At 55.3% G+C, this 11,653-nt stretch carries 10 protein-coding genes, 2 tRNA genes and 2 rRNA genes; 3 read left to right on the top strand and 11 right to left on the bottom strand.

Features of this window, described 5'->3' with window-relative positions; translation table 11 throughout:
• Nucleotides 1–152: 152 nt before the first annotated feature.
• Nucleotides 153–1,058 (top strand): HTH-type transcriptional activator IlvY, encoded by a 906-nt coding sequence (ilvY, locus tag GS12_RS15460; protein WP_034948617.1) that lies wholly within the window; start codon nt 153–155, stop codon nt 1,056–1,058.
• Here ilvY and ilvA read toward each other — a convergent pair.
• From ilvA to GS12_RS24365, 6 genes are all read right to left on the bottom strand, one after another.
• Nucleotides 1,006–2,574: a threonine ammonia-lyase, biosynthetic gene (gene ilvA / locus GS12_RS15465; protein ID WP_034948619.1), complete on the bottom strand. Its 1,569-nt coding sequence runs from the start codon at nt 2,572–2,574 to the stop codon at nt 1,006–1,008. The two genes, ilvY and ilvA, sit on opposite strands and share 53 nt — an antisense overlap.
• A gap of 2 nt (nt 2,575–2,576) precedes the next feature.
• Nucleotides 2,577–4,427 (bottom strand): dihydroxy-acid dehydratase, encoded by a 1,851-nt coding sequence (gene ilvD / locus GS12_RS15470; protein WP_034948621.1) that lies wholly within the window; start codon nt 4,425–4,427, stop codon nt 2,577–2,579.
• A 64-nt stretch (nt 4,428–4,491) separates the two neighbouring features.
• Nucleotides 4,492–5,418: a branched-chain amino acid transaminase gene (locus GS12_RS15475; RefSeq protein WP_034948623.1), complete on the bottom strand. Its 927-nt coding sequence runs from the start codon at nt 5,416–5,418 to the stop codon at nt 4,492–4,494.
• An 18-nt stretch (nt 5,419–5,436) separates the two neighbouring features.
• Nucleotides 5,437–5,700 carry an acetolactate synthase 2 small subunit gene (gene ilvM, locus GS12_RS15480; protein ID WP_034948625.1) on the bottom strand — a complete coding sequence of 88 codons (264 nt, stop codon included), beginning with the start codon at nt 5,698–5,700 and terminating at the stop codon, nt 5,437–5,439.
• Nucleotides 5,697–7,343, bottom strand: a complete 1,647-nt coding sequence (ilvG, locus tag GS12_RS15485) for an acetolactate synthase 2 catalytic subunit (protein WP_034948628.1) — start codon at nt 7,341–7,343, stop codon at nt 5,697–5,699. Before ilvG ends, ilvM begins: the two co-directional genes overlap by 4 nt.
• A gap of 140 nt (nt 7,344–7,483) precedes the next feature.
• Nucleotides 7,484–7,582, bottom strand: coding sequence for an IlvGEDA operon leader peptide (locus GS12_RS24365; protein ID WP_152601420.1), 99 nt, complete (start codon nt 7,580–7,582; stop codon nt 7,484–7,486).
• 331 nt (nt 7,583–7,913) lie between these two features.
• On the opposite strand from GS12_RS24365, the gene GS12_RS15490 reads away from it, so the two are divergent.
• Nucleotides 7,914–9,434: a YifB family Mg chelatase-like AAA ATPase gene (locus GS12_RS15490; RefSeq protein ID WP_034948631.1), complete on the top strand. Its 1,521-nt coding sequence runs from the start codon at nt 7,914–7,916 to the stop codon at nt 9,432–9,434.
• Nucleotides 9,435–9,458: 24 nt separating this feature from the next.
• Here GS12_RS15490 and GS12_RS15495 read toward each other — a convergent pair whose 3' ends face one another.
• Nucleotides 9,459–9,797 (bottom strand): DUF413 domain-containing protein, encoded by a 339-nt coding sequence (locus GS12_RS15495; RefSeq protein WP_034918571.1) that lies wholly within the window; start codon nt 9,795–9,797, stop codon nt 9,459–9,461.
• Between the two features lie 121 nt (nt 9,798–9,918).
• Between GS12_RS15495 and hdfR the strand changes: the two genes are divergently transcribed.
• The gene (gene hdfR, locus GS12_RS15500) at nt 9,919–10,740 is read left to right on the top strand and encodes an HTH-type transcriptional regulator HdfR (RefSeq protein WP_034948633.1); all 822 of its coding nucleotides are present in this window, start codon (nt 9,919–9,921) and stop codon (nt 10,738–10,740) included.
• A gap of 115 nt (nt 10,741–10,855) precedes the next feature.
• On the opposite strand, the gene GS12_RS15505 is transcribed toward hdfR, so the two are convergent.
• The 4 genes from GS12_RS15505 to GS12_RS15520 form a co-directional block, all read right to left on the bottom strand.
• Nucleotides 10,856–10,931: transfer RNA gene (locus GS12_RS15505), tRNA-Trp, on the bottom strand.
• A gap of 8 nt (nt 10,932–10,939) precedes the next feature.
• A tRNA-Asp gene (locus GS12_RS15510) sits at nt 10,940–11,016 on the bottom strand.
• A 101-nt stretch (nt 11,017–11,117) separates the two neighbouring features.
• Nucleotides 11,118–11,233, bottom strand: a 5S ribosomal RNA gene (rrf, locus tag GS12_RS15515).
• Between the two features lie 75 nt (nt 11,234–11,308).
• Nucleotides 11,309–11,653: ribosomal RNA gene (locus GS12_RS15520) — 23S ribosomal RNA — on the bottom strand; the annotation flags it as partial.

The following is an 11,653-nucleotide window of genomic DNA, read 5'->3' on the forward strand; positions in this document are numbered from 1 at the left end:
ACTCCGTGTGAGGTTGTGTTGCGTTTTTTATTCGTGCGAGGCGTTTGCCTCATGATTGTCCCCATCATATGACAGGAAATGTATTGCTTAAATTGATATATTAACAACGTGATATTGCAATAACTGCAACGCCAAAATGAGGGCTGCCGCGCATGGATTTACGTGACCTGAAACTTTTCCTGCATCTGGCGGAGAGCCGCCACTTCGGCCGCAGCGCGCGCGCGATGCACGTCAGCCCGTCCACGCTTTCACGACAGATCCAGCGGCTGGAGGAAGATCTCGGCCAGACGCTGTTCCTGCGCGACAACCGCACCGTGACGCTCACCGATGCGGGTGAGCAGCTCCGCCAGTTTGCGCAGCAAACGCTGTTGCAGTATCAGCAACTGCGCCACGCTATCGGCCAGAGCGGCCCGTCGCTGAGCGGCGAACTGCGTCTGTTCTGCTCGGTTACTGCCGCTTACAGCCATCTGCCGCCGATCCTTGACCGTTTTCGCGCCGGGCATCCGCTGGTCGAAATCAAACTGACCACCGGCGATGCCGCCGACGCGGTGGAAAAAGTGCAAAGCGCTGAGGCAGATATTGCCATCGCCGGCCGTCCCGAAACGCTGCCTGCCAGTATTGGCTTTACGCCGCTGGGCCTGATCCCGCTGCTGCTGATCGCGCCTGCACTGCCGTGTCCGGTACGCAGCCAGGCGACCCTGCCGGAGCCTGACTGGTCACAAATTCCGTTTATTCTTCCCGATCAGGGTCCGGCCAGGCAGCGTATCGATTTGTGGTTTCGCCGTCGTCGAATTCCTAACCCCTTGATTTATGCCACCGTTTCCGGCCACGAAGCCATTGTCTCAATGGTCGCGCTGGGCTGCGGGATCGCGCTGCTGCCGGACGTGGTGCTGGAAAACAGCCCCGAACCGGTGCGCAATCGCATCCTTGAACTGGATCATATTGAGATGGTTGCGCCGTTCGAACTGGGCGTTTGCGTGCAAAAAAAACGGCTCAACGAGCCGCTTATTGATGCGTTCTGGAGTCTGATGCAGCCTGGCCCGCCAGGAAAAAGCTGAAGGCCGGGTTACTGGTTTCATCGTGAAAATCATAACCGAGCGCTGCCAGATGTTCAGCAAACTGCGGCTCGATATCGCCCACTTCGAAGGCGGCCAGCACGCGGCCAAAGTCCGTACCGTGGCTGCGATAGTGGAACAGAGAGATGTTCCAGTGCGTGCCCAGCGTTTGTAAAAAACGCAGCAGCGCGCCGGGCGCTTCCGGAAACTCAAAGCTGAACAGGCGCTCCCGCAGCGGCCGGGACGGACGACCGCCAACCATGTAGCGCACATGCAGCTTCGCCATTTCATCATCAGAGAGGTCGACCACGTGGTAGCCGCCCTCGCTCAGCTGTTGCAGGATCTCCTGCCGCTCTTCCAGACCGCGCGTCAGACGCACGCCCACAAATATGCAGGCGTTATCCGGGTTGGCGTAACGGTAGTTGAATTCGGTTACCGAACGCCCGCCGAGGATCTGGCAAAACTTCAGGAAGCTACCTTTCTGTTCAGGAATGGTGACCGCCAGCAGCGCCTCGCGCTGTTCGCCCAGTTCGCATCGCTCTGAAACGTAACGCAAACCGTGAAAGTTGACGTTCGCACCCGACAGCACGTGTGCCAGACGTTCCCCTTTGATCTGATGCTGCTGGACATATTTCTTCATGCCCGCCAGCGCCAGCGCGCCCGACGGCTCAGCAACCGCGCGCACATCCTCAAACAGATCTTTCATGGCCGCGCAGATCGCGTCGCTGTCAACGGTAATGATGTCATCAAGGTATTCCTGACAGAGACGGAAGGTTTCGGTGCCGATACGCCTGACCGCCACGCCTTCGGCGAACAGCCCGACGCGTGGCAAATCAACCGGTTCGCCCGCGTCCAGCGCCGCCTTCAGGCAGGCGGAGTCTACGGACTCCACGGCAATCACTTTGATTTGCGGCATCAGTTGCTTAATCAGAACGGCCACGCCCGCCGCCAGCCCGCCGCCGCCAACCGGCACAAAGACGCGATCGAGGTGCGCATCCTGCTGCAACAGCTCCATCGCCAGCGTGCCCTGTCCGGCAATCACCATCGGGTGATCGAACGGCGGCACGAAGGTGTAGCCTTTCTGCTCCGCCAGTTCGATGGCTTTTACCTTCGCTTCATCAAAATTTGCGCCAAACAGATAGATCTCACCGCCAAATGCCCGCACCGCGTCCACTTTGATATCAGCGGTCGCAACAGGCATCACGATCAACGATTTGATGCCGACGCGCGTTGCCGAGAGCGCCACGCCCTGCGCATGATTGCCCGCCGATGCGGTGATCACGCCACGCGCTTTCTGCTCGCCGGTCAGCGAGGCAATCATCGCGTAGGCGCCGCGCAGCTTAAAGCTGTGCACCGGCTGCCGATCCTCACGTTTCACCAGCACGGTGTTGCCAAGACGCGAGGAGATCTTCTCCATCTTTTGCAGCGGTGTGACCTGTGCCACTTCATAGACCGGCGAACGCAGAACCGCGCGCAGATATTCTGCGCCGCAGGGCTGCGCGGGTAGCGACTCTGCCATTATCAGCCTCCCAGCTTGCTCTTGTCGCGGACGGCGCCTTTATCAGCGCTGGTGGCCAACAGCGCATAGGCGCGCAGGGCGAAAGAGACCTGACGTTCGCGGCCATGCGGCGTATAGGCCGCTTCGCCACGGGCTTCTTCCTCTTCGCGTCGCGCGTGCAGTTCGTTGTCCGGTACGTCGAGCTTGATGCCACGATTGGGGATGTCGATATCAATCATATCGCCATCTTTCACCAGCGCGATGGTACCGCCGCTGGCGGCTTCCGGTGAGGCATGGCCGATTGACAGACCGGAGGTGCCGCCGGAGAAGCGACCGTCGGTGATCAGCGCACAGCTTTTGCCGAGGCCCATTGATTTCAGGTAAGTGGTCGGATACAGCATTTCCTGCATGCCCGGCCCGCCCTTTGGCCCTTCGTAGCGAATAACCACGACGTCGCCCGCCACAACTTTGCCGCCGAGAATCGCGCTGACCGCGTCGCCCTGGCTCTCGTAAACTTTTGCCGGGCCACGGAAGGTCAGGCTCTCTTTGTCAACGCCTGCCGTCTTCACAATAGAGCCATCTTCAGCCATGTTGCCGTAAAGTACCGCCAGGCCGCCGTCCTGACTGAACGCAAACTCGCGCGAACGAATACAGCCTTCCTGACGATCGTCGTCCAGCGTGTCCCAACGCGTATCCTGGGAAAACGCCTGGGTGGTGCGGATACCCGCCGGGCCTGCCCGGAACATGGTTTTTACCGCATCGTCTTTGGTCAGCATGATGTCGTACTGATCCAGCGTTTCTTGCAGGCTCAGCCCCAGCACGTTGCGCACGCTGTTGTCCATCAGACCCGCGCGGCTCAGTTCGCCGAGAATAGCGATGACGCCGCCCGCACGATGAACGTCTTCCATATGATATTTTTGCGTGCTGGGCGCAACCTTGCACAGGTGCGGCACCTTACGCGACAGGCGATCGATATCGGAAATATTGAAATCGATTTCGCCTTCCTGCGCGGCAGCCAGCAGGTGCAGGACGGTATTAGTCGAGCCGCCCATGGCGATATCCAGCGTCATGGCATTCTCAAATGCGGATTTATTGGCGATGTTGCGCGGCAGCACGCTCTCGTCATCCTGCTCGTAATAACGTTTGGCCAGGCCAACAATGCGCTTACCCGCATTCAGGAACAGGTCTTTGCGATCGGCGTGCGTCGCCAGCAGCGAACCGTTGCCCGGCTGCGAAAGCCCCAGCGCTTCGGTCAAACAGTTCATTGAGTTCGCGGTAAACATACCGGAGCAGGAACCGCAGGTCGGGCAGGCGGAACGTTCAATTTGCTCGCTGTCGGCGTCGCTGACGTTCGGATTGGCGCCCTGGATCATCGCGTCTACCAGATCCAGCTTAATGATTTTATCGGAGAGTTTGGTTTTCCCGGCCTCCATCGGGCCACCGGAAACGAAGATCACCGGAATATTCAGTCGCAGCGAAGCCATCAGCATGCCCGGCGTGATTTTATCGCAGTTAGAGATGCAAACCATCGCATCGGCGCAGTGCGCGTTTACCATGTACTCCACGGAGTCAGCGATCAGCTCGCGCGACGGCAGCGAATAAAGCATGCCACCGTGTCCCATCGCGATGCCATCATCAACCGCAATGGTGTTGAACTCTTTCGCCACGCCGCCGGAAGCCTCAATCTGTTCGGCAACCAGTTTTCCCAAATCGCGCAGGTGAACGTGCCCTGGCACAAACTGCGTGAAGGAGTTAACCACGGCAATGATCGGCTTGCCGAAATCGTCATCGGTCATTCCCGTGGCGCGCCACAGGGCGCGGGCGCCGGCCATGTTGCGGCCGTGAGTGGTCGTAGCGGAACGGTACTTAGGCATGCTCATACTCCAGAATCTGTAAAGTGCGCGGGCGTCAGTTGACGCCCGCATTTAATGCGTTTTGTTATGGGTTGACCGGATCCAGCCAGCCCCATTTGTCTTCGGTTTCGCCGGTAAACAGGCCAAAGAAGGCCGACTGAATGCGCGCCGTAACCGGGCCACGTTTGCCTTCGCCGACCTGAATGCCATCCACGCTACGCACCGGCGTGATTTCCGCAGCGGTGCCCGACATAAATACCTCATCCGCCAGGTAGAGCGATTCACGCGACAGCACCTGCTCACGGACTTCAATGCCCAGATCCTGCGCCAGCTTGATAATCGCGTCGCGGGTAATGCCCGGCAGCGCCGAGGAGGTGAACGGCGGCGTAAACAAAATGCCGTCTTTTACTTCAAACAGGTTCTCGCCAGCGCCCTCGGAAATATAGCCCTGCGTATCCAGCGCGATACCTTCCTGATAGCCATGACGACGTGCTTCGCTACCCACCAGCAGGGAAGAGAGATAGTTACCGCCCGCTTTTGCGGCAGTAGGCAGCGTGTTGGGCGCAACGCGGTTCCACGATGACACCATGGCGTCGATGCCCTGCTCCAGCGCTTCCGCACCCAGATAGGCGCCCCACGGGAACGCGGCGATAATCACGTCCGTACTGTAGCCATCCGGCGGATTCACGCCCAGACCCACATCACCAACAAAAATCAGCGGACGAATGTAAGCGCTTTTCAGGTTGTTGACGCGCAGTACTTCACGGCACGCTTCCATCAGCTCATCAACGCTCTGCGTGACGGGGAAGCGGTAGATTTTTGCCGAGTCGCGCAGGCGCTGCATGTGTTCACGATGGCGGAAGACGACCGGACCGATGTGCGATTCATAGCAGCGAACGCCTTCAAACACCGACGTACCGTAATGCAATGCGTGGGACATGACGCTGACCTTCGCCTCTTCCCACTTAACCATCTCGCCATTGAACCAGATAAAGTCAGCTTTCTTCGTCATTCTTATTTCCTTTCGCGCTCAGGCGCGGATTTGTTGTGTTGTCTGTTGTTGGTGTTGGATCTGTACGCAAGCGACATCCATCAGTTTGCTTAATTGTGTTGACAGTAAATCGACAGAGCGCTGACTGACAACGGTCATTTCAATATTAATGTTTTCCGTGTTCAGCCCGGACGCCATATTCATGTTGCAGATCTGGAAACCGCGATGACGGACGACGCGTAAAATACGCTCCAGTATTTCGGGGCGGAACCGTGCTTCGATAGACAATTGATGCTGCGTCATAAAATTTTCTCCATCATGTTTTCGTTGCTGGCGCCAGGCGGCACCAGAGGCCAGACGTTCTCAAGCTCATCAATAGCGACGTGGAGCAGATACGGCCCTTCACTGTTTAGCAAAGCGTCTAATGCAGCGTCGACCTGGTCTTTTCGGGTGATGCGTTGACCAGGAATATCAAATGCGCTGGCCAGGGTAAGGAAATCGGGGTTATCAGAGAGGTTTGTTTCGCTGTAGCGCTCGGAGAAGAACAGCTGCTGCCATTGGCGCACCATACCCAGGCGCTGGTTGTCTATCAACACGATTTTCACCGGCAGATTTTTGCGCTTGATGGTGCCCAGTTCCTGAATATTCATCATAAATGAACCGTCGCCAGAAACGCAGATCACCGTATCCTGCGGGCGGGCGACCTGTGCGCCTATCGCAACCGGCAGGCCAAACCCCATGGTGCCCAGTCCGCTGGAGGTAATGAAATTTTCGGGACGAGTGAAGCTCATATGTTGCGCCGTCCACATCTGATGCTGCCCTACATCCGTCGTGACAATCGCGTTTTCCGGTTTGCGCGCCGATAACTGTTTTAAAAACAGCGGGGCATAGATCGCTTCGCCTGGATGATCGTAGCGCCACGGATGCGCAGCTTTCAGCGCCTGCACCTCTTCACGCCAGGCGCCGATGTCGGCGGGATGATGCAGATCGGCCAGCATTTTGCTCATATCGCCGCGCAGTGAAATATGCGCCCGGCGGAGTTTGTTCAGCTCGGCGGGATCGATGTCCATATGAATGACGATCGCGTTGGGCGCGAATGCGTTTAACTTACCGGTTACGCGGTCGTCGAAGCGGGCGCCGACGGCAATCAGCAGGTCGCACTGCTGAACGGCAATGTTCGCCGCTTTGGTGCCGTGCATGCCCAACATGCCCAGATAGCAAGGATCCGCCGGATCGGGCGCGCCCAGGCCTTTCAGCGTTGCAACGCTGGGGATACCGCTGGTCAGGGCAAATGCGCGAAGCGCATCAACCGCGCCCGCCATGCCAACACCGCCGCCCACATAAAGCATGGGTTTCTTCGCCTGAGCAAGGAGCAAGCGCGCCTCTTCGATCGCCTGATGCGGGTAAGCTTCTTCGTCTTCGACCGGCAGCAAATGGGCATTCAGCTCGCCGTTTGCCAGCTGAATGTCCTTTGGAATATCAATCAGTACCGGGCCCGGACGCCCCGTCGTCGCGATGGCAAAGGCTTCAGCCATGATTTCCGGCAGTTCGTCCAGCGTTTCAACCAGAAAGCTGTGCTTTGTACAGGCCAAAGAGAGGCCAAGTACGTCTATTTCCTGAAAGGCATCGGTACCGATTAAGCCAGAAGCCACCTGCCCGGTGATGGCAACAACCGGCACTGAATCCATCATGGCATCAGCCAGCCCGGTAATGAGGTTGGTTGCGCCTGGGCCGGAGGTGGCGATGCAGACGCCTACTTTTCCGGTTGAACGCGCATAGCCTATCGCGGCCATCGCGGCACCCTGCTCATGGCGACACAATAGATGTTCCACGCCGCCGTCGTAGAGCGCGTCATAAACCGGCATGATTGCGCCGCCCGGATAGCCGAAAACAGTTTCGACGCCCTGCGCGCGCAACGCCTGAACCACCCATTGAGCCCCATTCATAGTTATTCCTCCGTTCCGTTACTGGAACTACAGCATTTTGTTCTACTGTTCATTTTATGTTCCTGTGACATGTCTCATATGGCAAAAAAAAACCCCCGGACCTGTCGGTGCGGGGGTTCTTTCGAAATCAGGCTTGATTTTTAAGCCTTTCTTCCTCCGAGCGTAGCCCCGCACGGCGTGATAATAATCACGACGACGTTAATGACGACAAGGCTTAGGACGCTTAGAAGGGCTTTCATTTAGATTCTTTTCTTTCGCTCGTTCGAAGTAATGCCTACAGAGTTATCACAGTTAGCGCATATGATTCAACATTTTTTTATCTTTTTATTTTTCCACTCGTTTATCTGCCATCAATAAATTCCTTTTCATTCAGGTAATAAGCTTACTAAAGTCTGTCAATGTCTGCGTTACGGAAAAAATGGGAACAGTAGAATTTTCGGGCGGCCTCTGAAAAATTTGTCGCACGATGTATGCCATGAAAAAAATGTTCGAACGCCTTTCAGAAAGGTAATTTTTTGGCTCGTACCGCTTGTCTTGTTTGTTCACACTGGCGAACAACAAGGAGAATTTATGTCGTTGGCCATTGCATACACCCGGGCTGCCATTGGTATTGAAGCGCCGCTGGTATCAATTGAGGTCCATTTGAGTAACGGGCTTCCGGCGCTTACCCTGGTAGGCTTACCCGAAACAACGGTTAAAGAGGCGAGGGAGCGGGTGCGCAGCGCACTGATTAACTGTGGTTTTACCTTCCCGGCAAAGCGTATTACCGTTAACCTCGCGCCAGCCGATCTACCTAAAGAGGGCGGAAGATACGATCTTCCTATTGCAATCGCTATTCTGGCCGCCTCAGAGCAGATACCAGCGGACAAACTGGGCCATTATGAATTCCTGGGAGAGCTGGCATTGACGGGAGCTCTGCGTGGCGTACAGGGCGCGATCCCGGCAGCGATGGCGGCGGCGGCGGCTCATCGCCAGCTCATTCTTTCTGCTGATAATCTGAGTGAGGTCGGGCTCATCAAAAATGGTGGTTGCCTCACCGGCACGCACCTGCTTGAAATTTGCGCCTTTTTACATGGTAAAACCTCGCTGGAAGCAGCTCACTATTCTCAGGAAGAGATACGACAACAGCGGGGTGATTTACAGGATATTATTGGCCAGCAACAGGCTAAAAGAGCGCTGGAAATTACCGCAGCGGGCGGCCACAACCTTCTCCTCATCGGCCCACCTGGAACGGGTAAAACAATGTTGGCGAACCGGCTTGTCGGGCTGATGCCGCCCCTCAGCGACGGCGAGGCCCTTGAGAGCGCGGCAATCACCAGCCTGTTAAGTGGCAGCGAAATGAAGAAGCAGTGGCGTCAGCGGCCCTTCCGTGCGCCCCACCACTCTTCTTCACGCTATGCCCTGGTCGGCGGCGGTTCTCTGCCTAAACCCGGTGAAATTTCTCTGGCTCACAATGGCGTGCTTTTTCTGGACGAACTACCGGAGTTTGATCGTAAAACGCTGGAGGCGCTGAGGGAGCCTCTCGAATCAGGAGAGATTTGTATTTCTCGCGCTCGCGCTAAGGTCCTCTATCCTGCGCGTTTTCAGCTTGTGGCAGCAATGAATCCCAGCCCGACCGGCCACTATAGCGGCTCACATAACCGCACATCGCCAGAGCAGACGCTGCGTTATCTTAGCCGTTTGTCTGGCCCTTTTCTGGATCGTTTTGATCTATCTATGGAGGTGCCACTGCTTCCACCGGGAACGCTGAGCAGTGATCATAAGCCGTCGGAAAATAGTGAGGCGGTTCGCCATCGGGTACTGGCGGCGCGGGAACGCCAGCTTAAACGCAGCGGGAAAATTAACGCGGCGCTTAATCCTTCAGAGATTCAGGACGTTTGCCACATCAACCATGTTGATGCCATTTGGTTGGAGGAGGTACTCAACCAGCTTGGGCTTTCGGTTCGGGCATGGCAGCGTATACTGAAAGTTGCCAGAACCATTGCCGATTTGGCTGGCGAGAAAACGTTAATGCGACAGCATCTTCAGGAAGCGATAAGCTATCGGGGCATCGACAGATTACTCATTCATTTGCATAAAACCCTGACGTAAAAAAGGGCCCTCAGGCCCTTTCTCTTAATCGTCACTATCTGAATAGTCTTCCACACCTTCCATCTGTGGTTTTCCCCCGGAAAGGGTATGAAAACGTTTTGGACGTTTAATGCGCGTCATGTATTTTGACCAAACCCGCTCTGCTTCTGTGTTAGGCTCGCGGATACCGCGGCATACTTCGATAAACAGACGCTCTTCTTCCGTTGACGGCGCACGCTTTTCAAGATCCAACTCGTTAAAAGCGTAACCATAACGCTCAAGAAGTTGGGCTTCTTTTATGGTGAAGTCACCGTGACGTGAGAACCCGCGCGGGTAATGTTTGTTATCAAAAAAACGATTAGTTGTTGCGAAGCTTTCCGCCATCTTACACGCTCCTGACTCTTCTATGGTCGTGCTATTTATCGCGCGGAGTATTAGATACGCTTGACAGAGTGTAAAACAAAACATTTAAATCATAACGACAAATGATTTTTTGGAGATAGACGTGGATACGGAATTACTTAAAACCTTTCTTGAAGTGAGCAGGACCCGCCATTTTGGGCGTGCCGCTGAAGCGCTCTATCTCACTCAGTCTGCCGTAAGTTTTCGAATCAGGCAGTTGGAAAACCAGCTTGGCGTTAACCTTTTCACGCGCCACCGTAACAATATCCGGCTTACTTCAGCGGGCGAACGCCTTCTTCCTTATGCTGAAAGTTTGATGAGCACCTGGATGATGGCAAAAAAAGAAGTATCACATACTCAGCAGCATCATGAGTTATCCATTGGAGCCAGCGCCTCGCTTTGGGAAGCCTATCTAACTCCGTGGCTTCAAACGCTTTATGAGAACAGAGAAAGTCTGCATCTTGAAGCACGTGTTGCGCAACGGCATTTATTGGTTAAGCAGCTTCATGAACGGCAGTTAGATTTGTTGATCACCACTGAAGCGCCCAAAATGGATGAGCTGACAAGCCAGCAGATTGGTCATATTTCTTTGATGCTGTTTCGTTCGCAGAAGCTGGATAAACGCGAAAAATATGACTACATCAAGCTGGAATGGGGAGCCGATTTTCATCAACATGAAAGTTATCTGGCAGGCGCTGACGACGTGCCTGTCTTAACCACTACGTCTGCGCATTTGACGCGACAACTTTTGCACACCACCGGCGCCTGCGCATTTCTGCCAGACGTCTGGCATAGCGAATACCCCGACTTAACTGTCATTCCGGATACGCCTGTTGCTATGCGGCCGCTTTATGCGGTTTGGTTGCAAAACAGCGATCAGCAGGCCTATATACGCCAGTTATTAAAGTTTCCAGTTAACGTATAACAGGTATAGCTGTGGGAATAATGATCGGTTTACCGGTCATTATATTGAAAGAATAAGCGTGTGTGGCTGAATTAAGATCAAAAAAAATCCTTTGCCGGAGCAAAGGATTATTATCTGGCAGGGGCGGAGGGACTCGAACCCCCAACACCCGGTTTTGGAGACCGGTGCTCTACCAATTGAACTACGCCCCTAAATAGGGTGGCGGAACGGACGGGGCTCGAACCCGCGACCCCCTGCGTGACAGGCAGGTATTCTAACCAACTGAACTACCGCTCCACCGATTCTGGACTGAATTCAGAATGTTGCTTCTGATATCAGGTATGTCGCCCTTTCCGCGTCACCGGAGAGGTCACGGTTCGTATGAACCTTAATATGATGCCTGGCAGTTCCCTACTCTCGCATGGGGAGACCCCACACTACCATCGGCGCTACGGCGTTTCACTTCTGAGTTCGGCATGGGGTCAGGTGGGACCACCGCGCTAAAGCCGCCAGGCAAATTCTGTTATCCGGAACATCCGCTGAAAATTCTTCTCGTCTCTCAATACCACCAGAACGCTTCTGGCGTTGTAAGGTTAAGCCTCTCGGGTCATTAGTACCGGTCAGCTCAACGCATCGCTGCGCTTACACATCCGGCCTATCAACGTCGTCGTCTTCAACGTCCCTTCAGGAGTCGCAAGGACTCAGGGAGAACTCATCTCGAGGCTGGTTTCGCGCTTAGATGCTTTCAGCGCTTATCCGTTCCGCACTTAGCTACCGGGCAGTGCCATTGGCATGACAACCCGTACACCAGTGGTGCGTTCACTCCGGTCCTCTCGTACTGGGAGCAAACCCTCTCAATTCTCCAGCGCCCACGGCAGATAGGGACCGAACTGTCTCACGACGTTCTAAACCCAGCTCGCGTACCACTTTAAAC

This window comes from Erwinia oleae, assembly GCF_000770305.1.
GTDB classification, from domain to species: Bacteria; Pseudomonadota; Gammaproteobacteria; order Enterobacterales; family Enterobacteriaceae; genus Erwinia; species Erwinia oleae.

What these genes read in the sequence shown, in the direction of transcription:
- GS12_RS15495 (WP_034918571.1), bottom strand. Translation starts at nt 9,797, where the DNA reads ATGGCGGAAAGCTTCGCAACAACTAATCGTTTTTTTGATAACAAACAT.
- ilvD (WP_034948621.1), bottom strand. Translation starts at nt 4,427, where the DNA reads ATGCCTAAGTACCGTTCCGCTACGACCACTCACGGCCGCAACATGGCC.
- ilvG (WP_034948628.1), bottom strand. Translation starts at nt 7,343, where the DNA reads ATGAATGGGGCTCAATGGGTGGTTCAGGCGTTGCGCGCGCAGGGCGTC.
- ilvM (WP_034948625.1), bottom strand. Translation starts at nt 5,700, where the DNA reads ATGACGCAGCATCAATTGTCTATCGAAGCACGGTTCCGCCCCGAAATA.
- GS12_RS24365 (WP_152601420.1), bottom strand. Translation starts at nt 7,582, where the DNA reads ATGAAAGCCCTTCTAAGCGTCCTAAGCCTTGTCGTCATTAACGTCGTC.
- ilvY (WP_034948617.1), top strand. Translation starts at nt 153, where the DNA reads ATGGATTTACGTGACCTGAAACTTTTCCTGCATCTGGCGGAGAGCCGC.
- GS12_RS15475 (WP_034948623.1), bottom strand. Translation starts at nt 5,418, where the DNA reads ATGACGAAGAAAGCTGACTTTATCTGGTTCAATGGCGAGATGGTTAAG.
- ilvA (WP_034948619.1), bottom strand. Translation starts at nt 2,574, where the DNA reads ATGGCAGAGTCGCTACCCGCGCAGCCCTGCGGCGCAGAATATCTGCGC.
- GS12_RS15490 (WP_034948631.1), top strand. Translation starts at nt 7,914, where the DNA reads ATGTCGTTGGCCATTGCATACACCCGGGCTGCCATTGGTATTGAAGCG.